Consider the following 24,569-nt stretch of genomic DNA (forward strand, 5'->3'; position numbering starts at 1 on the left):
TCGAATTCCCCCTGTTTTCTTTATTTTGCTTTTATGACGCATACCCGTACGGAAGAGATATCGAGAGCCGTCGTGACGGCGTCGATGACGCTCTGCTGTACCACCGGGTTTCCGCCGCCGTCGCAGACCACAACGACGCCCTTGACAACCGGCTGGATCTCGGTTACCGCAAGCGCCTGTTCGGAACCGTCGGCGCCTTTCACCAGAATGTAATTGGTCTCGTTGCTTTGATCCGTTTCATTTCTGGTCGTGCCGTCCGACTGGTCCTTCGTCGTCTGGCCGCTGGCCTTTTCTTCTTTTGCGTAAACCGACTGCTTTGTCTGTTCCAGGGTCACCATGACGTTCGCGCTGCCGACCCCCTGAATTTTTGTAATCAGCTCCGTCAGTTCAGTTTCAAGATGTGTCTCGTATTCCTCCGCCGTATAAGTTTTTGATGGCGAGACCGCTGTTTGCTGCGTCTTCCCGCTGTTTGTCAGAAATCCGGAAAGAAAAATGAGCGCGATTCCAACCAGACCGGCGCCAAGAATAATTTTACGGTAATTTTCATTCTCTGCCAAAAGGTCCAACAGACCGGTTCCCCGGGCTTTTCCCTCTTTTTCGTCACCCTTCATTGGAAACGACCTCCGTTTTGATTCCCAGCGTCTTTTCCAGCGCGGACGAAACACCGGCGCGTCCGGATGCTGCTTCCCCGTCAACGGTTACAATTACTTTATTAATTGATATGCTGCCGTTTTCATCCGTATCCATAATCACCTGAACATTTTTACAGTTTATCCCCATTCTCTTTAATTCCGAGTGGACCAATCCGGTAATACTCTGCTGCGCGGCGTCCTCATACTGCCGGTCCACCGTGGACTTCAGCCGTTCATTTTCTTTTGCCGGATGACTTTCCGTTGCCAGACCGGCCCGAATCTGCGGAACAGCCTTGGAGATTGGAGCAGCAAGAGCACAAATGATAAAAGCGCCGATGACAAACTTCGCCATTCGTTCCATGGAACCGTTCGGGACAAGGCTCTGAAGCATGGCGGCGGACAGAGCGGCAAGGCAAATTACCGTCGCCCATTCCCTGACCCCGTTCATTTCACGCCCCCGACAACAAGCATGATGACTGTTGAGATAATCAGGATCATCATGCTGCAAAGCAGGACCGCCAACATTGTTGACACTACGTCCGATGAGGCTTTCAGCAGCGAGGAGATCTCATTCAGGTCAAAAATCTGTCCGATGCCCGCGCACAGATTCAGCGTGAGGATCCAGATCATACATTCCGCGATAATCGGCAGAAAGATAAAGATCCCGGCAAGAAGCCCAAATGCGCTGACACCGGATTTCAGTAATTTGACACAGCCTGTTACGGTCTGCAGGGCCTCGCCAAGCGCATTGCCGACCACCGGGACAAAACTGCTGACGACAAACTTAGCGGCTTTCGAGCCCGTGTTGTCCAGCGACGACGCAACAATGGAATGCATGGTGATCAGGCTGGTGAACAGCGTCATGCACAGCCCCATGATCCATTTGACCATCTTATTGAGTGCAGCGCACAGCCCGCTCAGATTAATGCCGGGAGAAACCGCCGATACAATCGACAGTGCCAAAAATATATTCAGCATCGGAATAAAAAAGGTCGTTGACAGAATGGAAATCGCATTTCCGGCGGCAAGCATCAGGATATGGTACGACCCGGCGGAAACCGGCTGCCCCGCCGCGATCATGATTCCGGTAAGGACCGGAATGCAGGCCAGCAGAAACCCGGAGGCGGCGTTCAGCACATCCGCGGCGTCGTGGATACAGGATACAATCGGAGTAACCACGATCGTGCAGATGCAGAGCGTCCCGACCATTCCGATTACCCCGCCCATCGGCTTTTCGCCGAAGGACAGCTTCATCCCGTTCAAAAGCGCGCAGAGCAGAATCACCGCAAGTACGCCGCATAGAATTTTTAATGGATTTTTAGCCTGTCCTGTAAATACGCTTAAGATTTTCTGAAAGTAATTCTGAGGTGAAATAGAGGTGATGGTATTCCAGTCCGTTCCTTCCACCCCAAGATCGCCCAATAATTTTTTTGTTTCCGGAGACAAGCTGTCCGGTAACTCATCCGCTCCGCTCTGCTTCAGCTGGTCCTCATAAAACTCCTCCGTCAGCTGAGGCAGCCCGGATTCCGTCGCCGCCGCGAACACCGGATGTGAAAATACAATCGCGGCGGCAACCGCAATGATCAGGCAGACTGCTTTTTTCATTCTTCACCCACCGATCAGATTCACCGCTGTCTCCGCTATTTTTTCAAACAGAGGCAGAGACAGAATCACGATAGAAATTTTTCCGGCAAGTTCCATTTTAGAGGCCAGCGCGTTTTCCCCCGCATCCCGGCAGGAGTCTGCCGCAAACTGCGCCAGAAAGCTGATTCCGAGCGTTTTGAGCAAGATCAGGATATAGTCCGTAGTCAATCCCGTTGCGGAAAACAATGTTTGAATCTGATGCATGGCGGGAGCGACGCTTGCAAAAATTTCGAGCAGAATCACAACTCCCGCCGCAATGCTCAGTAAAACGGCGTACTCCTGATGATACCGGCGCAGCATGGCGGCAATTACCGCCGCGCAAACGGCTACTCCCGCAATTCCAACGATATTCATGTTACAAGCTGAATATGGATTTAATCGTCTTAAACAATGTGCTGATCTGCTGGATGATCATCATTAAAACAACGATCAATCCCGCCAGAGTGGTCATCATGGCCTGCTCCTGACGGCCGGAACGCTCCAGCAGCTGATTTAAAACCGCAACAATGATTCCGATTGCAGCGATTTTAAAAATCAAATCCACATCCATTTTTCTTCCTCCGTTTTCAGCACAGCAGCAGCGCCGAGGATAAGCCGGCGAATATGCCGAGCATCAGATATAATTTTGATTTCCTGTTCCGGTCTTCCCGAGCCGATTTCAGATTCGCACCGAACAACCCGGAAAACAGTTCCAGGTGCGAAATCTGGCCATCCGTATCGCTGGCTCCGAAATCCTCTCCGAAAGAGAGCAGCATTTCCCGGTCCCGCGCGGTAAATCCGTCGTATTTTGCAAAGCAAACCACGGCGGATTTCCATGCCGCGGCAAACCCCTTCCCGCCGTCAGATTGTTTCGCACACTCCCGCATAAAACGAAAATCCGTTCCATGCCTTTTTAAGACCTGAACGACAGGAACGGCGGAATAACGGACCTCCGTTTTTGCTGCGGAAAGGAACCGCAGAAACGATTCCAGGCTTTCTACCCTTACAGAAAGCTTACGCGATTCCATAAAGCCCCAGAGAGTTCCCGCCATAATCAGTAGAAGCGCCCCCAACAGCTTCAGCAAGCAAATCACCCGCTTTATAAATTCCTGCAATTTTTCCTGGCCCGTGCTTCGCATCCAAAAGAGCGACAGAAGCAAACGCCCCCGTGCGCAGCAGCTTTTGCGTCTGCACACGCCGCATCAGTTCCTGAACGGACCCGGCATGAATGCTTGCAATCATTGTGGCGCCGGTATTTAGCCCCTGTTCCACCGCAGTTACTTCACTTTCAGATCCGATTTCATCGCAGATGATAATTTCCGGCGATAAGGTTCGCACGGCAAGCAAAATTCCATCGGCTTTGGGATAACCGTCCAGCACATCGCAGCAGCACCCCAGATCATTCTGCGGAACCCCCATATAGGTCCCGGCTATTTCTCCGCGTTCGTCAACGACGGCAACCTTCTTCAGGTTTCCGCGGGAACCGCCAGACAACTGCCTTGCAAGGTCGCGGAGGATTGTTGTTTTTCCGCTGGAGGGAGCTCCCGCAAGCAAAAGTCCTTCCTGTAAGCGATTCCCAAGCTGATCCAGCAGTAAATCGGCGGCGCCCCGGATTTCGCGTGAAATTCTTAAGTTGATGGAAGAGATTTCGCGCACGGAACCGATGACCGCAGACTGTAAAACCGCCGTCCCGCAGATGCCCGCCCTATGTCCCCCGCTCAGAGTGATATAACCGTTTTTAATCTCGTTTTCATGGCTGTAGATGGAATAGCTGCACAGATTTCGAAAGCTCTCTTCCAAATCCCTGCGCTCCGCGACTAACAAGCCCGGAATCACACGGCACGCAAGGCGCCCGCCGGGGCCAAGAAAATAGGTGCCCTCCGCGCAGCAGATGCAAACCGGACGGTTCACGCGCAGCCGAATTTCCTGTGTGTGCTTCTTTACATCGGCTGGCAAATTGAAAAGAGCCGTACTAATTCTTTCACAGATACATTTGGAAGCTGTGTCAAACCGCTCGTCCCTTTCTTCGATCATTACCTTGTCCTCTCCCTTCATCCAATAGATATGGGCAAAAAGGGAAGGTTAGAACAAAAAAATAGGCCTCCGGGCCAAACGCCGGCAAAGGCCGAAAAAATCTCCGGCCCTTGCTGGGAACCGGAGATTTATTTTAGGAGCCAATTATTTCTATTGTGTAGTGAAACGACTTACTTTGTCCCGGCGGAAGAAGAGTCATTCCTCTTTTCTTTTCAAACGAGTCTCCCTCATCCGCGCAGGTAGGCAGCCCGCTCCACGGTTCCAGCGCTACAAAAGGACCGCCGTTCGAACTGGACCAAATCAGAAAATATTTGAAATCGTGAAATTCCATTTGAATCCCGCGGCCGGTCTTCGGGCAAAACAGCTTTACCGCGTCAGAGCGCAGGGAATCGAAAATCAGCGCGTCGTTTTCAAACAAATGATGATTTAACTTCAGAACCGATTCATTTTTTAAGATCGCTCGGCGCCGGCATAAATCGACAAGCCCGGTTTGTGAATCGGGGGACGGGCAGTCCGCAGTCTCCGGATATTCGAATTCCACGATATAATCCTCGAAAAGCTCCCCGGCGGTCAGCGGACAGCGAAAGCCCGGATGTCCGCCGATCTGAAACGGCAAATCGGAATTGCCCGGATTGCAAACGGTGTACCGGGTCGTCAGGCTTTTACCAAGCAGAAAATACTGAATCTCCAATTCAAAATCGTAAGGAAACCGTTCTTTTGTTTCCAAATCGGAGCGCAAAGCAAACGTAATAGAATCCTCGCTTTTGTCCTTCAGCACAAACTCCCTTTTGCGCGCAACGCCATGCCGCTCCATCCGGCAGATCCGACGGGAGGCCGTTACAGCCTGTTTATTTCGAAGACAGCCCACAATCGGAAAAAGAACCGGCGCTTGCCCGCCCCAGTAAGTTTTGTCTCCCTGCCACAAATATTCCAAGTCCGAACAGCGAAGTGAAATCAGTTCCCCACCGAATGTATTAAAATCCGCAGTTATATTTTGATTCGAAATTGTATCTTTCATGACAAATCCCCCGTTTCAAATTAGACGTTCCGTTATTTTCGAAGTCAGGAGTTTTCGCCAAGCATTTCTTCGAGCTCGTGCTCCGAAATTACGGCTACACCAAGCTGGTTGGCTTTTGTCAGTTTGCTGCCAGAGTCTTCGCCGGCCACAACATAATCCGTTTTCTTAGATACACTGCCGCTGACCTTTCCCCCGTGCTTTTCGATCAGCTCCGTTGCCTGTGCTCTGGACAGGTTCGGCAGCGTTCCGGTCAACACAAAAGTCTTCCCCTGAAAGCGGCTGTCCGAAACAGCGGTCAAACAAGACATATTAACTCCGGCGTCTTTTAAGCGGCCAATCAGATGCGCCGTATTGGACAAAGCGAAAAATTGAAGCACGCTCTGAGCGATAATGCCGCCTATGCCTTCCACCGAGGCAAGAGCGTCCTCTTCCGCCTGAAAAATTCCGTCGATGGTCCGGAAGCGGGCGGACAGAAGTTTTGCCGCTTTTTGTCCGACGTGAGGAATTCCCAGAGCAAAAATCAAGCGGTAAAGATCGTTCGCTTTAGAACGGTCAATTGCGGCAATCAGATTATCGGCAGATTTTTCGCCCTTGCGGTCCAATTCAAGGATTTGTTCCTTCTTTAAAAAATACAGATCGGCCGGGGACGACAGAAGATGCTTTTCAACAAGCTGCTCGATGACAGCCGGTCCCATCCCGTCAATATCCATTGCGTCACGGCTGCAAAAGTGAATCAGATGCCTGAGCAGTTGGGCGGGGCATTCCGGATTCGTACAGCGAACGGCGGCCTCCCCCTCTTCCCGAACCACCGGCGCACCGCAGGACGGGCAAACCTCCGGCATCGTAAAGGGCTGAGAATCTTCCGTATGGCAGACCACGCCGACCACTTCCGGAATGATCTCCCCCGCCTTTCTCATCACAACCATGTCGCCGACCCGAATTCCTTTTTCTTCAATGAAGTCCTGATTATGGAGGGTCGCACGGCTGACTGTTGTACCCGCAAGTTCAACGGGCTCAAAGATCCCGATCGGCGTCAGGGCGCCGGTTCGGCCGACATTTACCTCTATTCTTAAAAGTTTTGTCTGTTTTTCTTCCGGAGGATATTTAAACGCTTCCGCCCATCTGGGAAATTTAGCAGTGCTGCCAAGCATTTGTCTTTGTGAAAAGGAATCAACCTTTACAACCGCGCCGTCAATGGAATAATCAAGAGTTCCGCGTAATTCTCCAATCCGTCCTACCTCTTCAAGGACTTCCTCGATGGTATTGCAGGTGCGGTAAAAGGGAGGAACCGCGAATCCTAATTTTTTTAAGAAGTCCAGCGATTCTTTATGGCTGTGCAATTCGGTCCCCGTGACCTGCTGCACATTGAATACAAAAATATCGAGTTCGCGGGCGGCAGTAATCCTGGCATTTTTCTGTCTTAGTGAACCGGCCGCGGCATTACGCGGATTTTTAAACGGTTTTTCTCCTTCAAGCTCCTGAAGCGCCGCAAGTTTAAAGAAACTGCGATGAGACATGTAGACCTCGCCCCGCACTTCCAAAAACGGAATCGGCTGCGTTAGCTTTTTAGGAAGACTTCGAATCGTCCGGAGATTTTCGGTAATATCTTCGCCCACCGCGCCGTCTCCCCGGGTGGAACCCCTGACAAAGACGCCGTCCCGGTACTCAGCGGAAACAGAAAGTCCATCGAATTTCGGTTCCACAATAAAGGTTGGATTTCCCACCGCCGCGCGTACCCGGCGGTCAAAATCTTTCATCTCTTGACCGGAAAAGGAATCGTGAAGGCTTTCCATAGGAATCGCATGAATCACGGGGGAGAATTTATTCAGAGCTTCTCCCCCTACCTTCTGGGTTGGAGATTCCGGTGTGACAAGTTCCGGAAACTGTCCCTCGATCTGTTCCAATCGTCTGTAAAGTTCATCGTATTCGAAATCGTCGATTTCAGGTGAATCCTCGACATAATATTTTTGGTTATGGTAACTGATCTGCTCCGAAAGCCGATGCCATAATTGTCTCGCTTCTTCTAATTCCAAAGCTTTCCGCCTCCTGCGAATTTCAGTCCCAATTTGCAACCACCTGCGGCACAGAGCCGACGACGACCGTTTCCGCAACCAGAATATTTGTTTTGACATCTGTTGTCGCATCAAATCCGGGCAAGAAGGAATAGATGCTCGTATTAATGTCAAGATAAATCTGATGCTTTGTCTGATTGATTCCCGCCGAAGTCAGTTCGCTGTTGAATTCGGCTGTTACGTTACCGGAAAGAGACGCCTTCAGCGCGATTTTGGGACCTTTTCCGTGAAAAAAGTCTCCGCCGATTAAAGTACCCAGCGGGACCCATACGGTAGAATATGTATCATTGTTTAGCTTATCCTGAATATTTTCAATAATTTTTGCCTTGAGCTCATTCATTTTCATCATATTGGTCGTAATGGCCAAAACCTGACCGTCGCTGCCGCGCTGAACCGTAATTAAGTCGTCATAAGATATGTTGTCCCGATTCAGCTCTTCCATTACCGCATTGTTTATCGTGTTCACGGACTTGATTTTCGCTTCGTTAGCCGTAATAGACTCTATGACCGGCCTGATCTGGCTGTTGAAAATCAGTATGAACGCAAAAAATACAAACAGAAAAAGAATGAGTCTTCCTCTGGCGGGCATCGGGCTCCGTCTTCTCCGCCTCATGGGACGCACCTCCCAAAGTATATTACTGCATAATATACAAGGAGGAATTATTATGTGAATAAAACGGGCACAAAGAAACTTGCGAATCTTTGTGCCCGTTTTTATTGTTGAATCATTTATTATTCAGCCGTTTCATCTCCGGCGGGTTCCGCGGGCTTTTCAGGCTCCTCTTCCGGCTCCAATAAAGCGCGGATGGAAAGACTGACGCGATGCTTGTCAAAATCAATATCCGTAATCTTAACCTTTACCATATCATTGATCTTCAGAACATCCTGCGGCTTTTCGATCCGGTGATCGGCGATCTGAGAGATATGAATCAACCCGTCGATTCCGGGAATCACCTGAGCAAATGCGCCGAATGTCGTCATACCGACTACTTTTACCTCAGCAACACTTCCGACCGGATATTCTTTTTTCAGGATTTCCCACGGATTATCCTCCGGCCTTTTATAGCCGAGAGAGATTTTACCCTTCTCCTGGTCCAAACCCTTAATATAAACCGTTACCTTGTCGCCAACATTTACTACTTCGGAAGGATGTTTAATTCTTGACCAGGAAAGTTCGGAAATGTGAATCATTCCGTCGATGCCGCCCAGATCGACAAAGGCGCCATAAGAAGTCAGGGATTTGACAACACCGGTATATACTTTTCCCACTTCAGCGGTTTCCCAGAATTTATCGGCCTGAGCCTTGCGTTCATCTTTCAGAACAGAACGAATGGACCCAACGGCGCGCTTACGGCTACGGTTTACTTCGATAATGCGGAATTTAACTTCTTTTTTCAGAAGAGCCTCAATCGGATCCGTGCGGGACGCCGTTGCCTGAGACGCGGGAATGAAAACGCGCACTCCGTTTGTAACGGCAATTAAACCGCCCTTGATAATCTCAGTGACGACGCCGTCCAAAACGGACTGGTCCTCTTCCGCCGCATCGATTTTCTCCCAACCCTTTGTGGCGTCCAGGCGCTTTTTGGAAAGCATGATCGTTCCTTCCTGATCGTTTGTACGCATAATGAGAAGATCCAGCTCGTCTCCGATTTTCACCAAATCTTCAGGTTTTACATTCGGATCAGCCGAAAGTTCGGAAGCGGGAATATATCCAGCCTGTTTTCTGCCTACGTCTACCAGAACTTCGCTTGGCGTTACTCCGACAACGACACCGTGAACCTTCTCATCTGTATTTAAACTTTTGAGAGACTCTTCAAGCATTTCCTCAAAGCTTCCCTCGGTAGTATTTTCTTTGGGACCGGCACCCTGGTTGATTTCTGACATGGTATCAAGTACCTCCTTTATAATGCTTGCCGGCGTCGACGCGCCCGCAGTAATGCCAATGCATCCAGCCCGACTCAGGGCCGACAGCGGAAGCTCGTCCGCAGATTCGACAAGATAGGCGGCGCAGTTCTTTTTGCACAATTCAAAAAGTTTGGCGGTATTGGAACTCTGCTTTCCGCCGATGATAATCATTGCGTCGCACTGCCGCGACAATTCAGCCGCTTCAGACTGGCGTATCGCAGTTGCATTACATATTGTATCAAAAACTGCGGCATTTGTATATACCCTTTTGATGATTTCCAAACAATTTTCCCATTCATTTACACTGAAAGTTGTCTGCGATACTACACAAACGGGCTCTTCGGGCCTGACTGTTTCCCGGTCAATGATTCCTCTCAGCTCGTCGGCATTTTTAAAAACCAGGCAGCGGCCGCTGCAATGGCCTATGATCCCTTTGATCTCCGGGTGTTCCGCATCTCCGGCAACAAGAACAGTTTTCCCATCCTTCGACGCATGAGCCACAATATTTTGAATTTTTTGCACGAAGAGGCAAGTGGCGTTGCAGCACTCTATTCCACGTTCTGCAATTTCATCCAGAGTGTCCTCGGAAACTCCATGGGAACGAACTACCAGAGTTGCGCCTTCCGGGACTTCCGCAGGCGAATTCACGATTTTTACTCCGCGCTGCTCAAATCGGCTCAGTGTCTGTGGATTATGGATAATCGGGCCCAGAGTGCAAACCTGCTTCCCCTCATCGAGCAGTCTGCACACCGTTTGTACCGCACGGTCCACGCCGAAACAAAACCCGGCGGATTCTGCCACTTTAATTTTCATGATGTCACCCCGGAAAACCGACTTATTTTCATCCTCGGGAATTCCCGAGATCCGCCTCCCTCAGTTCCGCAATTCTGGCCATAACAAGCTTGCTTGCATTCCGGAATTCCGACGGAGTACCGTTTTTGATTCCAAGCTCTTCCTCTGAAATAGGGGCCCCAAATGAGACATAGCATGGATGAAACAGCCTTGGCATTCTGCCTTTTTTAGGCGTAATGCAGCACGGAACAATCGGAGCATGGCAGTTGTGCGCCAGCATGACCGCACCGGATTTCGGGTGCAGAAAATTTCCGTCCCTCGTACGGGTTCCCTCGATAAAAATCCCCAGAATCCGGCCGGTGTCCAGAATATCCTTGGCTGTATAAATTGCTGTTTTATCTCCCTTTCCCCTTGAAACGGGAAAAGCTCCCAGGGATTTGATGATTGGTGCAAGGAATCTAATATGAAACAATTCTTCCTTTGCCATAAAATAGATCTGGCGTTTTTGACTGTAGGCAAGCCGAAGTGGGTCCGTCATGCTCATATGGTTGCAGCAAAGAATCGCCTTTCCGTCTTTCGGCAAATTTTCCGCGTTTCGAACCAGAATCGGCATCAAACTGCGAAAAAACCAAGGCATAAATGTTCTTAAAAAAGAATAAAGAGGAGTCCGTTTCATTCTTTCACCAATTTCCATTCAGATTTTCAATCCCGAGCGTATCACATTGACGACCCGATTTATAGACTGCTCCAATGTATTCCCGGATGTGTCAATCTGCACAGAATCTTTCGCGGGAACCAGCGGAGCAACCTCGCGGTGTGAATCATGATAGTCGCGCTGAATCATATCCTTTAAAACCTCGGAGTATTCCGCCTTTTTACCTTTTTGCAGCAATTCTCTGTATCTTCTTTGCGCCCGTTCTTCCGGTGAAGCGGTAAGAAATATTTTGACCTGAGCATTCGGAAGGACCACCGTGCCGATATCGCGGCCGTCCATTACGACGTTCCGCTCGGCGGCAAGGGTTCTTTGCATGGAAAACAAAAATTGCCGCACCTCCGGGATTGCTGAAACCGCAGAAGCGGCGTTGGAAACCTCTTCAGCACGGATTTCCGGCGTTACGTCGCTGCCGCAAAGAAACACTTTCTGCTCCCCATCCTGAAAATCAAGGGAAACAGACACGTTTGAAAGCGCGGCGCAAACGGCTTCCCGATTAACCGGCGCTATCCCGTGATTAATCATGTACAGACCAATCGCACGGTACAAAGCTCCCGTATCAACGTAAACAAATCCAAGAATTTTAGCCGCCCGCCTGGCTACCGTACTCTTCCCCGCCCCGGCCGGTCCGTCAATCGCAACAGCAATCATCTATGATCCCCCTAACTGGTACGGAATTTCCGGCCAGCCGGCCGGTGGAAAACGCAATCTGCAGATTGTATCCGCCGGTATAGGCGTCCACATCCAAAACTTCGCCTGCAAAATACAAGCCCTTTATCAGCTTGGACTGCATCGTCTTCGGGTCAACCTCCCGAACAGAAACCCCTCCCGATGTGACCACAGCCTCTTCAATCGGACGAAAAGCTTCGATCGAAAATGAAAAGGATTTCAGCAGAGAAGCAAAATCATGGCGTATTTCCCTGGTAATCAAATTACATTTAATGTGAGGTTCTATCCCGGACCTGCGAACCGCCACGGGGATCATCGCTCTTGGCAATAAAGAGGAAAGTGAATTTTCAAAATCCCGGTTCTGATTTTCTCTGAACTCCCGAACCAGGCGGGCATCCAGCTTCTCCGGACTGAGAGCGGGCTTTAAATCGATCGCAATACGGTAACGGCCCGGCGACATATCGCGAAGATGAGCGCTGGCACTGAGGATGACAGGGCCGGAAAGCCCGAAATGGGTAAACAGCAGTTCGCCGAAATCTTCATAGATGATTTTGCCGGATTTCAGATCTTTAACGCTGATTGAAATATTTTTTAGAGACAGCCCCATCATTTCTTTGCAATCCGTGCCCTGAACAACAAGCGGAACCAGTGAAGGCCGAAGCCGCGTCACGGTATGTCCCGCTTGCCTTGCAAAAAGATACCCGTCCCCTGTTGAACCGGTTGCGGGATATGATTTTCCGCCACAGCAAACTACCACACTCTGCGCAGAAATTTGGCTGCCGTCCTTCAGGCTTACTCCCTGAATACGGCCGTCTGAAATCAAAAGCTGTTTTGCTTCTCTGTTTATCATTTGAGCGCCCGATGCTTTGACAAACCGCTCCAGTGCCCCGACGACATCGGCAGCTTTGTCGGACTGGGGAAAAACCCGGTTCCCGCGCTCAGTTTTGAGCGGCACGCCCAAATTTTCAAAAAAGCTCATGGTATCGTACGGAGAAAACCGAGAAGCCGCGCCGTATAAAAAGCGGCCGTTTGTCGGTACTGAAGCGATGAACTCCGGCACGCTGCAGTGATTCGTGAGATTACATCTTCCCTTGCCGGTAATTCCGATCTTCCTGCCCGGTTTCTGATTTTTTTCCAGCAGGCAGACCCTTAGGCCCCTCTGGGCTGCTGTCCCGGCCGCCATCATCCCGGCGGCTCCCGCGCCGATTACTAAAACATCAAACTTCAATTCGAGCTGTCATCCACCTTTTCATAAACGCCGTAAGCGTCCCAGATATCTTCGAGATTCTGAAAGATTTTTTTAGACTCTTCAGACTTTTTCAGGGAAGTCGCGACAATCAGCGCATTGATCAGGCTGAGCGGTGCGCAAAGCGAATCCACAATGGAAGCAATTTCGCTTCTGGCAAGCAGCACGCAGTCGGATGCCTGAGCAACCGGCGAAAGGGAACTGTCTGTAATCCCTATCACTTTGGCACCCCTGTCATGCGCAAAATTCATCGCTTTCGCGATTTTTCTGGAATAACGCGGAAAGCTGATCCCAATGACCGTGTCACTTTCATCAACCCTGATCATCTGCTCAAAAATTTCGCCTTCGCTCGTGGCCTGAACCAACAGAACATTTTCGAACAACAGGTTCAGGTAATAAGAAAGAAAAGTCCCAAGCGCCAGCGCACTTCGCGCCGCCAGGATATAGATCTTTCTGGACGCCACAATGGAATCTACGGCTTTGTAAAAGCTGTCGTGATTTGTTTCCTCCATCGTACGGCGTATTACGTCAATATCCTGATTGAATACAAAATCAAGAACATCTGAATTTCCTATCCGTTCCGTCGTAACCTCCATACGCTGAAAGGAGGTCAGCTTATTGCGGATCATTTCCTGTATCGCCTGCTGAAGCTGCGGATATCCCGCATAGCCGATCTGGGTGGCAAAACGCACAACCGTCGATTCACTGACCCCAACGGTGGCTCCCAGCTTGGAGGCCGTCATAAACGCGACTTTATCATAATGCTCTTCTATATATGCTGCGATACGCTTTTGACCTTTTGAAAAACTGTCAACCTTGTTCTGAATTCTTACCGCAAGTAAATTATCCATTCCAACTCCGCCTTTTCTCTGCATTTGTCCCCGACGGCCCGCCCAGAGCATTTTGAGCCGGGGACTCCTTTTTCATCAAAAAGAGTGGCCGGATATTGATTTCCGGTCCAATCCTTATTTTAATTCCGCAGTCGTTAAAAATCAAGTAAAACTTCCGCTGATAGGACAAGGCAGCCTATTTTGACCGGAACAGTTTTTTTATCATTGGATGTATCCTGCTAAAGTATGTGATTACCAGGAGCGAAACGGCGTAATCATAAATCAGAAAAACAACATTTCCGGCCAAAAGGAACAGCCAGGGGAGATAATAGCCGAAAATCGAAAAACTCTCTTTGGGTACGCTCAGAAAAGCAACCGACAGACAAAAATCCAGTACGGCCGCAGCATTGAATACAATCAATTTCACGGCCGTCTGGAGCTCTATCCTGCGTAAATGATTTTCCAATAAAGACTTGAGAATCGGATAATACCCGAAAAACAAGACAAAAAATAAGACGGCCTCCTTGTCCGCGGCAAGAAGCACGGAAAGAATGGACTGCGCCGCATAGACGCTGAAAGCCCAGCCGGTTCCGGCTTCAGCCACAACGGAAATCATCAGAATCCCCGCAAAAGCAGGAAGCGCATAGGTTCCAACCGGAATCATGCCGGTCAGAAACATCACCGCGGTGCCGAGCGCAGTTACCACAGAACAAAAAGCCAATCGAAGGCTGTGATTCAACTCAATCTTCCTCCAAAAAAACGAACGGATCAGCAGCAAGGGTAAACGCTTCCGCCAAAGCAGTTACAGCAGAGGTTTGCAAGGCACAGCGACGTGCACAGATCGCAGCCGCCAACCCCTCCGTACTGCGGAACATTGGGATTGTATCCGCCGAACATGCCGTTTCGCTGATTCGTTACCTGGTTAAAAGCGGCACGGTACTCCGCATTGGAAGGATCCATCCGGCAGGCGTTTGCAAAATCGTTATAGGCTTCATCCAGCCATCCGCGTCTGTAAAGAACAGTGCCCTTCAAAAAGAACCATTCGGCGTTCCGGTTTTCCAGCGGAACGCCGTCCAGAATCTGTTCGGCATCCGCAATCCTTTCGGAATTAATCAGGTTGCGTACATCATAAAACCCCGTGCTCCGGCCTGAATAGCCTTCGGTTCCGGAATACCCCGCATACCCGCTTTGACCGCCGTTTTTCCGCTGCCTGCGTTCTTTGATAATCTGGTCGTACGCCTCGTTGACTTCTTTCATTTTTTCTCCGGCAAGATCGGCCAGCGGACTGTCCGCGTAATTATCCGGATGATATTTCTTCGCAAGTTCCCGGTAAGCGCTTTTTATTTCGTCATCCGTTGCGTTCGGCGATACTCCAAGAACTCTGTAAGGATCAGACATTCGTTTTCTCCTTTTTAAACAACAGTTCCTTCTGCATCTGCGGCAGGCCCAGAAAAACGACATTCCGGACAATAGAACCCATTGAATTCATTTCCATCAAATTATAAGCCGCGCCAAGCTGCGAAAGCGTTTGGTTTAAAACCTCGTTTGCATAAGCCCTCGCTTTTCGGATATCCTCGGGATCGCTTTCGCCGTTCAGATGGAACCGGATCGCAAGTGGATTAAACGCGCCTTCTTTTAGATCGTCGCTCAGGTCGTCCGCCGCGTCAATAAAATAAATCCAGCGGCCAATATAATAGCCAAACCGATTCAAAACGCGCGATTTTGGCGTGGACGGATCTTCCCCCGAAGAGAACTCCATAATGCGCTCCATCATCCGTGCCGTCGGTTCCGCACAGGAATCCAGTCCGGGCGAATCCCTATGTTCAATCTCACGCTGCCGGTCCATCGCCTCCGATATAATTTCACCTAGTCCCGGATAATCGGCTGCCGCCTTGCGATAGGCATGTCTGACAATCGGCAGAACAAAAACGCGCAGATACTTTTTGAAACCTTTCGAATCAAAAATATCGTCTTTCAGCTTATGATACAATAATATCATCGTAAGAGCGGAAGCCTGTTCAAATTCCAGCCCCGCTTTTTCGCAGAATGCGCATTGCTTGAGCGGGTTAACCACACATCTTCCCTTTTCTAGTTTGGGAATCGGTTCTGAAGAAGCCGAAATCAGAACGAGCGCGTAAAAAGTACAGTCATAATTCAATGCAAGCCTTGCAGCAATCCCGTATTTTTTACCGAGAATCTTGCAAAGCGAGCAGTAAATTCCGTTATACGCTTCAAGTTCCCGTACAAGAAGTTCCGATTTCTGAGGTTTCACATAGCCAAACAAAAAGATCATCCTTATTCCTATTGAGATCGCCACAAGTTCAATCTTATTTTACTCTACCCCGCACCGACATTTAATTAACAATGTGTAAATTTTATTGGGATGCATCGGAATATCCCTTTGTCCCGCGGTCCAGAATGATATTACCGGAAAAAGCATTGTTTTTTTTTAAATGGCATCGTATAATGAAATAAAGTAATAAGGACAGGAGGTATAAAATATGAAATTATATGATATCGACGTGATTAAATTAATTGAATTGCTGGACCAGTCAAAAGGAAATGTTTATCTGGTAACGGATGATGGAAACAAACTGAATCTGAAAAGCAAGCTATGTCAACTGTACGGCGTGCGTGCTTTGCTTGAAAAAACGAAAAACTCGACTGTATCGGCGGAATTAAGTGTAGAAAACCCAGAAGACGAGTTGATGTTTATAAACTATATGATGAGTAAATAAAATGAATTTTGAACGCCGCTGTATGATTGCAGCGGCGTTTTTTTATCCCTTCAACTTAGTAAGCCGCGCTCAGCGGATTCAGAATTCCATAAGATTTATTTTCAATATCGTCAATAAAGCGAATTGCCTTTCCGGCGCCCACCGCCACGCAATTCTGAGGATCGCCGGCAATATGCACCGGCATTTTTGTCTTTTTGGAAATCAGACTGTCGAAACCAAACAGCTGAGCGGAACCGCCCGTTAAAATCATCCCGTCGGAATAGACATCCCCGACCAATTCCGGAGGGGTCTTTTCCAGCATTTCCTGAATGACGCGGATCACCTGCATGACACTGTCGATCAAAGCCTCCAGAATTTCGTCACTCGTAATGTCCGCCCACTGCGGCAGTCCGGTCATCGCGTTGCGGCCCTTCACCCGAAATGTTGAAACATCTTTTCTGGGATAAACGCACCCGATCGCCAGCTTGGCGTTTTCAGCCATGCGCCGCCCGATAATCAGGTTGTATTTTCTCCTGATGTATTTGATAATCGCTTCATTGAAAGCATTGCCGGCCACTTTGACAGAGCGGGATATCGCAATACCGCTGAGTGAAAGCACCGCCATATCCGTTGTTCCGCCGCCGATGTCAACAACAAGGGTTCCGTGAGGCTCTGAAATGTCCACTCCCGCCCCCAGCGCCGCGGCCACTGGCTCTTCGATCAGACAGATTTTTCTCACGCCGGAAGAACTGATTGCATCGACAACCGCTCGCTTTTCCACTTCCGTTATTTTACAGGGGACGCTGACCACGACGCGCGGCATTACAACGCGGCTCTGATTAATCTTCTTTAAGTATGTCCCGATCAGGTATTGGGCCAGGTCAAAATTGGAAATCACCCCCCCCTCCAGCGGCAGGCAGACATTAATTTTATCGGAAGTCCGCCCAATCATCGTGTAGGCTTCTTTTCCGGTCGCGACAACCTCACCCGTTTCAACATTAACCGCCGCAGCGGAAGGCTCGTTCAGAATAATTCCTTTACCATCAAGATAGATTTTTGTCGTAGACGTACCAAGGTCTATCGCAAGGTCGGTTCCCAGCACAAAATCACATCCATTTCTTATAAAAACACATTCGGAAGCAAATGCGGACTAAATTCACCCGCTTATTATAAAATAAAATACGTTCAATTTCAACAAGGCGTCCTTTCAACCTGCGCGATTGCGGCACACGAAACGGCTTTGGCTCCGTTTTCGAGAAGGACCCTGGCACATTCGCAAAGGGTAAAGCCTGTTGTTACAATATCGTCTATCAACAATACGCTTTCCCCGGCGGCCAAATCTTTGTCGGCTCGGTAAATTCCCTTGACATTTTTCATTCGCTCCGTGCGCGGAAGCAGATGCTGCTCCGGATTATCGCGAATTTTCTCAAGGCATTCCCGATAGGGAAGATTCAGCTTTTCAGCGATTTTTCTTGCAATCAACTCCGACTGATTATATCCGCGGCCTTTTTTTCTTTCGTGGGAAATCGGTACCGCCGTTACTACATCAAAGGAAGACGCGTTCATTCGGTTCCCGATCAATTCAGAAAGCTGATCCGCATAAAATTCCGCGTTGCTTTTTTCTCCGTAAAACTTAAATCTTATGATCGAATCACGAACCTGATCCTCGTAGGAGTAGAGGACGGCACATGGAATATTCTGTCCGCTGTCGGGAAGATTCATGCAGCGCACTGCGCTGACAGGCTTGATTGCGCAGACGCAGCCCTGACAAATTTTTGTTCCCGGCGCAACGATCTTGTCGCAGAAAATGCAATGCGGCGGAAAGATCAATTCCAGACAGAATAAAATTATTTTTTTAAACTTCATCCTCCCCGCCCCCGGTTAAAAGATAGGCCAGTCCCGTGTACCGTCTGGTCTTGCGATTGTTTTCAACCATAGAACGAACCGTTTCAGGAGTGCCGACAAGGATCAGCAGGGACTTAGCCCGGGTCACCGCAGTATAGAGCAGATTTCTGTAAGCAAGCTGAGGCGCACCCCGGTACATCGGCATGACTACCGCGGGAAATTCATTGCCCTGGCTTTTATGTACCGTCATCGCATAGGCAAGTTCCAGTTCCGCCGCAGTCTCGGTCTCGTAAGAGACAATTCGATCGTCCATGCGAACCGTGATCACAGAAGCTCGGCGATCTATCGACTGAATGATACCAAGGTCGCCGTTAAATACGCCCTCTCCTACCGAACCGTCCAAGCGGTTCCACGGCAGATTGTAATCGTTGCGAACCTGCATGACTTTGTCGCCCTCGCGGAAAAGCGAGCCGTTTACCCGGATTTCCGTCTTTCGGCCGTCCGGTGGATTGATTGCCTGTTGAAGTTTTTTATTCAATTCCGTTGTTCCAAGCTCTCCTTTTCGTGACGGCGAAAGAACCTGTATCTCTGTCAGGGAAGAAAAACCGTAGCTTTCCGGAAGCCGGCGGTTGCATAAATCAACAATGGTTGCGCCGATATTTGCCGGAACAGTGCATTTTAAAAAGAAAAAGTCTTCATTTCTGATGTCAAGTTCCGGCATTTCCCCGGAAACAATCCGGTGAGCGTTTCTTACAATCAGGCTCTGCATGGATTGCCGGAAAACCTGCCGAAGCTGCACAACGGGCAGAAGCCCGGAAGCGATCAGATCTCCGATCACATTCCCCGGCCCGACGGAAGGAAGCTGGTCGCTGTCGCCAACAAGGATCAGCCTGCGTCCAAGCGGAAGCGCCCTTAAAAAAGCTTCAAAAAGGGCGGTGTCAACCATGGATAATTCGTCAATTACGAGCGCATCGCACTCAAGCAAATTTTTTTCATTCCGGGCAAATACGGGCCTGTCCTCTTCGTCCCACTCCACCTGTAAAAGCCGATGAATGGTTTTTGCCTCCCTGCCTGTCAGCTCCGACATCCGTTTCGCCGCCCTGCCGGTCGGCGCCGCAAGCAAAACCTTTTCACCGCTGCGCTCCAGCAGGCGGATGATCGCGTTCAGCGTCGTTGTTTTTCCGGTACCCGGGCCGCCGGTCAGAATCAAAATTCCTTTGGACAAAGCCTCCCGCACAGCCTGCTTCTGCCCTTCGGCGTACTGAATTCCGAATTCCCTTTCAACCTCCGCAAGCCTGTCGTCAACTCCCGTAACCGACGGAGCCGGAAAGCGGAGCAGCATTTTGATCCGTTCCGCGGAATAAACCTCAGAGCGATAAAGACCGGGAAGAAAAACAAATTCCCTGTCTCGAAAAGTACAGGCGACAACGGATGTATCCGCTTTTAAATCCTCAAGGACGTCGCGGGTCAGGCTCTGTTCCACTCCCAGCAGGCGGGCCGCGGCCGAGGTCAGCTTGTCCGCAGGCAAACAGGTATGTCCGTTTCCCATATTGTGCTTGATCACGTGAAGGATTCCCGCGCGAACGCGGCAGATGTCGTCCTGCGGGCGTTCCAGCGACGCGGCAATCCGGTCGGCCCGGTCGAATCCGATGCTCACGCCGTCCTCGCAGAGACAGTATGGATTTTCTCTGACGCGGTCTACTGACTGCGCGCCGTAATATTTCCAGACGCGCACGGCCTCCTCGGGAGAAATCCCATATCCGCCAAGCTGTACCATCATCTGCCTGATTCCGCCGAGCCTTTTTACCTCTTCGCAGATTTTTTCCGCCTTTGGCTTCGTAATGCCCCGAACGGAGCAAAGGCGTTCCGGCTCGTTTTCCATGACCTCCAGCGCAGTGCCGCCAAAAAGCTCCACTATTTTTTTCGCCGTAGACGGTCCGACCCCCTTTACGGCGCCGGAGGAGAGATATTTCAGCATGGCCGCTTCATTGGCCGGTTTGGAACGCTCAAACGCCTCCACATGGAACTGCTCCCCATAATTCTGGCTGGTGATCCAGTTTCCAACGACATGCAATTCCTCGCCGGCACCGACAAACGGCAAATTCCCCACCGCCGTAACCAGTTCTTCGCCGTTATTGATTTCAATAACGGCATATCCGTTTTTTTCGTTTCGAAAAATAATCTGTTCCACCGTTCCGGTCATTTCCAGAAGTCCTGTTTCCGCCATCCAGTTCCCTCTTGTTCGCGTTGTAATATCTCTAGTATAAACGATCCGATATGTATTTGCAAATATTAACGGCAAAGGATCTTTTGTACTTCATCCGGCCGGCAGAGCCGGATTTCCGGCAGTTCGTAGCAAGCGATTTCACAGATTCGTCTGGTCTCTTCGTCCATACCACAATCGACGACCAGAAGCTGCGCTGCACTGTCCGGAAACCATTTAATCCGCTCGCAGGCACTTCTTAAAACCAATTCCGCTTCTTCGTCATGCCCGGTCATGGAAACGATCAGAAAAAATCCACCCGGATTTTTTGTTTTCAGCAGCCAGAATAAAAACATCCGGAATGCTTCCACAATTCCAAGAATGGCAAACAGCACAAAAACACTTTTGAAAATAATTTCAAACATAAAAACCACCCCAACACATTCTATGTGCCGGGGCGGAATTTTGATTATTTTTTCAATACGGCTTTCAGTGCATCCACACGATCGCATTTTTCCCAGGAAACGCCGAGGTCCTCCCGGCCCATATGGCCGTAATTGGAGACAGAGCGGAAAATGGGGCGCCGAAGGTCCAAATCCCGGATGATCGCGCCGGGTCTTAAATCAAATGTCTTTTCAACCGCATCGGAAAGTTCTTCTCCCGTGTAAGGTGAAGTTCCGAACGTGTCGACACGGACGGAGACAGGCCTGGCAACGCCGATCGCATAGGCGAGCTGCACCTCGCATTTTCTGGCTATTCCCGCCGCGACAAGGTTTTTGGCGATGTAGCGGGCGGCATAGGACGCGGAGCGATCGACCTTCGTCGGGTCTTTCCCTGAAAATGCGCCGCCGCCGTGACGGGCATATCCGCCGTAGGTGTCAACGATGATTTTTCTTCCGGTCAGCCCGCTGTCTCCGACCGGACCGCCGATTACAAACCTTCCGGTTGGATTGACATAATACTTTGTTTTTTCATCCAGCCACCGCTGTGGAACCACCGCCTGAATCACATGTTTCATTACATCGACGCGAATCTGTTCCAAGGTGACATCCGGGCTATGCTGGGCCGAAACCACAACCGTGTCCACACGGACAGGTCTGTCTTCCTCGTATTCCACAGTAACCTGAGTTTTGCCATCCGGCCTCAGGTAAGGAATCAGTCCGGTTTTTCTCACTTCGCTCAGCCGCCTGGCCAGTTTATGGGCAAGTGAAATAGGAAGCGGCATCAGTTCGGGGGTTTCATCGCAGGCATAACCGAACATAAGCCCCTGGTCTCCGGCTCCAATCAGGTCGCTTTCATCCGTTGCGCCGTTTTTTGCTTCGTAGGAGCGGTCCACACCCATGGCGATGTCCGGCGACTGCACATCAATCGAAGTTAATACCCCGCAGGTGTTTCCGTCAAAACCGCAATCCGGGTTATTGTATCCGATATCCTTTACGACGTCCCTTGCAATGGAGGCAATATCCACGTAACAGTTTGTCGAGATTTCTCCCATTACATGAATGATTCCTGTCGTCGCCGTAACCTCACACGCAACGTGCGCCGCCGGGTCCTGGGCTATGATCGCGTCCAAAACGGCGTCCGCAATCTGGTCACACATTTTATCGGGGTGCCCTTCCGTTACGGATTCCGACGTAAAAAAATGCTTTGACATATATTTGTTTCCTCCTGACTTTCCTCAGTTGGCCTTAGGCCATCCCTGAAAAATAAAAAAACACCGTCCGGAAAACCGGACGGTATTGATCCACCTCATCTTTCGGCTTTCCCGCAGGATTTGGCACCTTGCTTTCTTAAAAGCAGGTTGTCGGACATCACAGGGCCTGTTCCCTCCGTCGCTCTTGATAAGGACCTATTCATTTTTAATAAACAAATTATAGCACAGGCCGCAGAAGTTGTAAAGCGTTAACCATAAATACCCGGCTCATCATATTCTATGTCATTTGCCTATCCTGTTGTGTAAAATGGGACTGACTTTTTTATAAAGCAGCATGGTCAGGCAGGAAACGGTAACTCCTTTAAACAGGTTGAACGGCGCTACGGCCAACAGAATAAAGGTCGTAAGTCCCTGAATCGATGGATTAACAGCGGAACCCATACTGATTAAAGCATTCATCGGCATATGAAAAGCAGCCGCATAAACAGGAAGGAGCACATAGGCGTTTATCAGGCTGCCGACTACAATCAACGCCAGCGTTCCGGTAATTAATCCGACAATCGCATACCGCCTTGATTTATGATGCTGATAAATAATCGCGCTGGGAATCACCATGGAACTTCCAATTAAAAAATTGGCAAGGTCGCCCACGCCTGCGGTGGAACTGCCGTGAATCAGCATATAGAGTAATACTTTGATCAGCTCAATCAGCGCCCCGGCCGCGGGGCCCATTGCGAAGGCTCCGATCAGGACCGGCAGTTCGCTGAAGTCAAGCTGGTAAAATGCCGGAGCAAACCAAAGCGGAAATTCAAACATCATCAGCAAAAAAGCGATCCCCGAAAGAACGCCGATCTGTGCGATACTCCGGGCATCCAGCTTTAATCCCTGTCTCTTGCCTGCTTTTTCATAGTTCATAGAACTCATCTATTTTTCTCCTCTTCTTTCATCCGGAATTTAACGTCGGCTTTGGAAACGGACCGAAATCTGCGGCTGACTGCCGCTTGCGGACTGATCGGCTGCTGCCGCCGCTTTACCGCCGATGGGGAATTCCGCCCCGCCCTGAACCTTTTTCTAAAAGATCATCTCGGATGCTCGGCAGGGTTAACGAATGAAATAAAAAAAGTCCCGCAAAAATGCGGGACGGAATAAACGCTATTAAAACGTTTTTCTTCTTCCATCCGGACTTTACCGTCGGCTTTGGAATTCAACCAAAATCTGCGTTTCCGCTCGCGGGCTTGTCGGCTCACTGCCGCTTTACCGCCGGTGAGGAATTTCACCTCGCCCCGAAGACTGATTCATTTGTCCACAGTATATCACGGGATTCAGGTTCTGTCAAGATTCCGCCTGATATTCCTTTGGAATATTCCGATCGATAATATCCTGTATGAACTGCATGCTGAACTCCGGAGTCCGTTTCCGGACGCTGTGTTTCTTCGCCAGCGCGTCCGTATATTCGCTCAGCGGGTAAATCGCAAGATTCGCAAATCCGGTTTCATAGTGCGTGACAATCGGCTCGAATTTCATACCGGAGTATGTTGTTTTTCCTGTTTCGAAGTTTTTTGTCATTTTCACGGTAAGCAGACCGCTGACCATGTTTCTTCCGTAAAGCTGCCCGGAAATAAAATTTCCCATTGCAAAAATCACCGGACACTCTGCCCCGTCCGACGCTCTCGTGAGCAAAGTGAGCTTCTGCACCACATGCGGGTGGTTTCCGAATATAATATCAGCGCCCCAGTTAACCATGTCCTGTGCCAGTTTTTTCTGCTTGTCCGTCAGGGTATAAGTGTCTTCGGTCCCCCAATGGACGGATATTACAACGACGTCGGCCATGCTTTTCGCCTTTTGAATCAGGCTTTTAATTAATTCCGTATCGCTCGCGTAGATGATCCGGTAATTCGATCCCTTCGGCAGGTACAAACCGTTGGTCATCTCCGTGATTCCGATATGGGCCGTTTTGATCCCCTTTGCCTCCACAATCCGTATTTTCTGAAGGTCCTCATCATTTCGATAGGCCCCGACAGCCTTGACCGGCTGGGTATCCCAGTAATCAAGCGTTGCCTTGATTCCTTTCTCGCCCATATCCAGCAGATGGTTATTCGCCTGATTAATGACGTCGAACCCTAAATGGACCAGCTCGTCCCCAACTTCGGTCGGTGAATTAAAAAGTGGATAGCCTGAAATCGGCGCAGCCTTTGAGGCCAAAACCGATTCCTGATTAATCACCGCGACGTCGGCGCCGCGTATGGTGCCGGCAACGCGTTGATACATCGGGTCAAAATCGTAGCCTTTTCCTCCCGCCAGCTTTTGGGCATGGTTGTACACGGAACTGTGAATCAAATCGTCCCCGGCACCCAGAATCGTAATGGAAACCGGCTTTTGAGCCGGTTTGGAGGAGGAGGCTCTTGATGCCGCTGAGGAGGGTTCAGCCGATGATGGCACTGCGGAAGACGATGGCCTGGCGCGGTTGAAACCCGGAATTTGCCCGGAATATAACGCGGCAGCTGCGGCGCATACTATTACGGCAACGGATATGACCGCCGTCCGGCGGAACGCGGAATGATTTTTTTTACGCATCAATCAATATACCTTCTTTAATTTACTTGGATCCGAACGGATC

General features: G+C 49.9%; 26 protein-coding genes and 2 riboswitches. Of the genes, 1 reads left to right on the plus strand and 25 read right to left on the minus strand.

Going from position 1 to position 24,569, the window contains the following annotated elements:
- Positions 1 to 20 precede the first annotated feature (20 nt).
- The 18 genes from CAFE_RS18805 to CAFE_RS18885 form a co-directional block, all read right to left on the minus strand.
- On the minus strand, positions 21 to 611 hold the full coding sequence (locus tag CAFE_RS18805) for a stage III sporulation protein AG (RefSeq protein WP_066644189.1): 591 nt from the start codon (positions 609 to 611) through the stop codon (positions 21 to 23).
- Positions 601 to 1,080 carry a stage III sporulation protein AF gene (locus tag CAFE_RS18810; protein ID WP_066644188.1) on the minus strand — a complete coding sequence of 160 codons (480 nt, stop codon included), beginning with the start codon at positions 1,078 to 1,080 and terminating at the stop codon, positions 601 to 603. Before CAFE_RS18810 ends, CAFE_RS18805 begins: the two co-directional genes overlap by 11 nt.
- Entirely contained in the window at positions 1,077 to 2,237 is a 1,161-nt protein-coding gene (locus CAFE_RS18815; RefSeq protein ID WP_156991432.1) for a stage III sporulation protein AE, read from the minus strand. The genes CAFE_RS18810 and CAFE_RS18815 overlap by 4 nt, the downstream gene beginning before the upstream one ends.
- Before the next feature lie 3 nt (positions 2,238 to 2,240).
- Complete coding sequence (locus tag CAFE_RS18820; protein WP_066644186.1) at positions 2,241 to 2,630, minus strand: SpoIIIAC/SpoIIIAD family protein; 390 nt, start codon at positions 2,628 to 2,630, stop codon at positions 2,241 to 2,243.
- A gap of 1 nt (position 2,631) precedes the next feature.
- The gene (gene spoIIIAC, locus CAFE_RS18825) at positions 2,632 to 2,826 is read right to left on the minus strand and encodes a stage III sporulation protein AC (RefSeq protein ID WP_066644185.1); all 195 of its coding nucleotides are present in this window, start codon (positions 2,824 to 2,826) and stop codon (positions 2,632 to 2,634) included.
- 16 nt (positions 2,827 to 2,842) lie between these two features.
- Positions 2,843 to 3,307 (minus strand): stage III sporulation protein AB, encoded by a 465-nt coding sequence (locus CAFE_RS18830; protein ID WP_166525187.1) that lies wholly within the window; start codon positions 3,305 to 3,307, stop codon positions 2,843 to 2,845.
- Complete coding sequence (locus CAFE_RS19720; RefSeq protein ID WP_066644183.1) at positions 3,270 to 4,289, minus strand: stage III sporulation protein AA; 1,020 nt, start codon at positions 4,287 to 4,289, stop codon at positions 3,270 to 3,272. Before CAFE_RS19720 ends, CAFE_RS18830 begins: the two co-directional genes overlap by 38 nt.
- Before the next feature lie 133 nt (positions 4,290 to 4,422).
- Positions 4,423 to 5,307 (minus strand): aldose 1-epimerase family protein, encoded by an 885-nt coding sequence (locus CAFE_RS18835; RefSeq protein ID WP_066644182.1) that lies wholly within the window; start codon positions 5,305 to 5,307, stop codon positions 4,423 to 4,425.
- A gap of 44 nt (positions 5,308 to 5,351) precedes the next feature.
- Positions 5,352 to 7,340: an NAD-dependent DNA ligase LigA gene (gene ligA, locus CAFE_RS18840; protein ID WP_066644181.1), complete on the minus strand. Its 1,989-nt coding sequence runs from the start codon at positions 7,338 to 7,340 to the stop codon at positions 5,352 to 5,354.
- Positions 7,341 to 7,362: 22 nt separating this feature from the next.
- Positions 7,363 to 7,992 carry a sporulation protein YunB gene (gene yunB / locus CAFE_RS18845; protein WP_066644180.1) on the minus strand — a complete coding sequence of 210 codons (630 nt, stop codon included), beginning with the start codon at positions 7,990 to 7,992 and terminating at the stop codon, positions 7,363 to 7,365.
- 119 nt (positions 7,993 to 8,111) lie between these two features.
- The gene (locus tag CAFE_RS18850) at positions 8,112 to 10,097 is read right to left on the minus strand and encodes a bifunctional 4-hydroxy-3-methylbut-2-enyl diphosphate reductase/30S ribosomal protein S1 (protein WP_066644179.1); all 1,986 of its coding nucleotides are present in this window, start codon (positions 10,095 to 10,097) and stop codon (positions 8,112 to 8,114) included.
- Positions 10,098 to 10,125: 28 nt separating this feature from the next.
- Positions 10,126 to 10,770 carry a lysophospholipid acyltransferase family protein gene (locus CAFE_RS18855; RefSeq protein WP_233452879.1) on the minus strand — a complete coding sequence of 215 codons (645 nt, stop codon included), beginning with the start codon at positions 10,768 to 10,770 and terminating at the stop codon, positions 10,126 to 10,128.
- Complete coding sequence (gene cmk, locus CAFE_RS18860; protein ID WP_156991433.1) at positions 10,771 to 11,439, minus strand: (d)CMP kinase; 669 nt, start codon at positions 11,437 to 11,439, stop codon at positions 10,771 to 10,773.
- A complete protein-coding gene (locus tag CAFE_RS18865; protein WP_156991434.1) occupies positions 11,420 to 12,685 on the minus strand; it encodes a BaiN/RdsA family NAD(P)/FAD-dependent oxidoreductase in 1,266 nt (421 codons plus the stop codon). Before CAFE_RS18865 ends, cmk begins: the two co-directional genes overlap by 20 nt.
- A complete protein-coding gene (locus CAFE_RS18870) occupies positions 12,682 to 13,554 on the minus strand; it encodes a MurR/RpiR family transcriptional regulator (RefSeq protein WP_156991435.1) in 873 nt (290 codons plus the stop codon). Before CAFE_RS18870 ends, CAFE_RS18865 begins: the two co-directional genes overlap by 4 nt.
- Before the next feature lie 175 nt (positions 13,555 to 13,729).
- Positions 13,730 to 14,272: a hypothetical protein gene (locus tag CAFE_RS18875; RefSeq protein ID WP_207708903.1), complete on the minus strand. Its 543-nt coding sequence runs from the start codon at positions 14,270 to 14,272 to the stop codon at positions 13,730 to 13,732.
- Between the two features lie 29 nt (positions 14,273 to 14,301).
- Entirely contained in the window at positions 14,302 to 14,931 is a 630-nt protein-coding gene (locus tag CAFE_RS18880; protein WP_066644176.1) for a J domain-containing protein, read from the minus strand.
- Positions 14,924 to 15,817, minus strand: a complete 894-nt coding sequence (locus CAFE_RS18885; RefSeq protein WP_066644243.1) for a DUF5685 family protein — start codon at positions 15,815 to 15,817, stop codon at positions 14,924 to 14,926. The genes CAFE_RS18880 and CAFE_RS18885 overlap by 8 nt, the downstream gene beginning before the upstream one ends.
- Before the next feature lie 217 nt (positions 15,818 to 16,034).
- Between CAFE_RS18885 and CAFE_RS18890 the strand changes: the two genes are divergently transcribed.
- A complete protein-coding gene (locus tag CAFE_RS18890; RefSeq protein WP_066644175.1) occupies positions 16,035 to 16,271 on the plus strand; it encodes a hypothetical protein in 237 nt (78 codons plus the stop codon).
- A gap of 55 nt (positions 16,272 to 16,326) precedes the next feature.
- Here CAFE_RS18890 and mreB read toward each other — a convergent pair whose 3' ends face one another.
- The 7 genes from mreB to CAFE_RS18925 form a co-directional block, all read right to left on the minus strand.
- Positions 16,327 to 17,352: a rod shape-determining protein gene (gene mreB, locus CAFE_RS18895; RefSeq protein ID WP_330594114.1), complete on the minus strand. Its 1,026-nt coding sequence runs from the start codon at positions 17,350 to 17,352 to the stop codon at positions 16,327 to 16,329.
- Positions 17,353 to 17,441: 89 nt separating this feature from the next.
- Entirely contained in the window at positions 17,442 to 18,116 is a 675-nt protein-coding gene (locus tag CAFE_RS18900) for a ComF family protein (RefSeq protein ID WP_066644173.1), read from the minus strand.
- Positions 18,106 to 20,322 (minus strand): SF1B family DNA helicase RecD2, encoded by a 2,217-nt coding sequence (gene recD2 / locus CAFE_RS18905; protein ID WP_156991436.1) that lies wholly within the window; start codon positions 20,320 to 20,322, stop codon positions 18,106 to 18,108. The genes CAFE_RS18900 and recD2 overlap by 11 nt, the downstream gene beginning before the upstream one ends.
- Before the next feature lie 65 nt (positions 20,323 to 20,387).
- Positions 20,388 to 20,723 carry a hypothetical protein gene (locus tag CAFE_RS18910; RefSeq protein WP_066644171.1) on the minus strand — a complete coding sequence of 112 codons (336 nt, stop codon included), beginning with the start codon at positions 20,721 to 20,723 and terminating at the stop codon, positions 20,388 to 20,390.
- 44 nt (positions 20,724 to 20,767) lie between these two features.
- Entirely contained in the window at positions 20,768 to 21,952 is a 1,185-nt protein-coding gene (gene metK / locus CAFE_RS18915; protein WP_156991437.1) for a methionine adenosyltransferase, read from the minus strand.
- Positions 21,953 to 22,044: 92 nt separating this feature from the next.
- Positions 22,045 to 22,146: riboswitch (SAM riboswitch) on the minus strand.
- 88 nt (positions 22,147 to 22,234) lie between these two features.
- Entirely contained in the window at positions 22,235 to 22,876 is a 642-nt protein-coding gene (locus tag CAFE_RS18920) for an ECF transporter S component (RefSeq protein WP_233452880.1), read from the minus strand.
- Positions 22,877 to 23,114: 238 nt separating this feature from the next.
- A riboswitch (FMN riboswitch) is annotated at positions 23,115 to 23,247 on the minus strand.
- A 37-nt stretch (positions 23,248 to 23,284) separates the two neighbouring features.
- Positions 23,285 to 24,526 carry a CapA family protein gene (locus CAFE_RS18925; RefSeq protein ID WP_066644168.1) on the minus strand — a complete coding sequence of 414 codons (1,242 nt, stop codon included), beginning with the start codon at positions 24,524 to 24,526 and terminating at the stop codon, positions 23,285 to 23,287.
- Between the last annotated feature and the right edge of the window lie 43 nt (positions 24,527 to 24,569).

Origin of the sequence: Caproicibacter fermentans (assembly GCF_009746625.1) — a bacterium.
Classification (GTDB): Bacteria; Bacillota; Clostridia; order Oscillospirales; family Acutalibacteraceae; genus Caproicibacter; species Caproicibacter fermentans.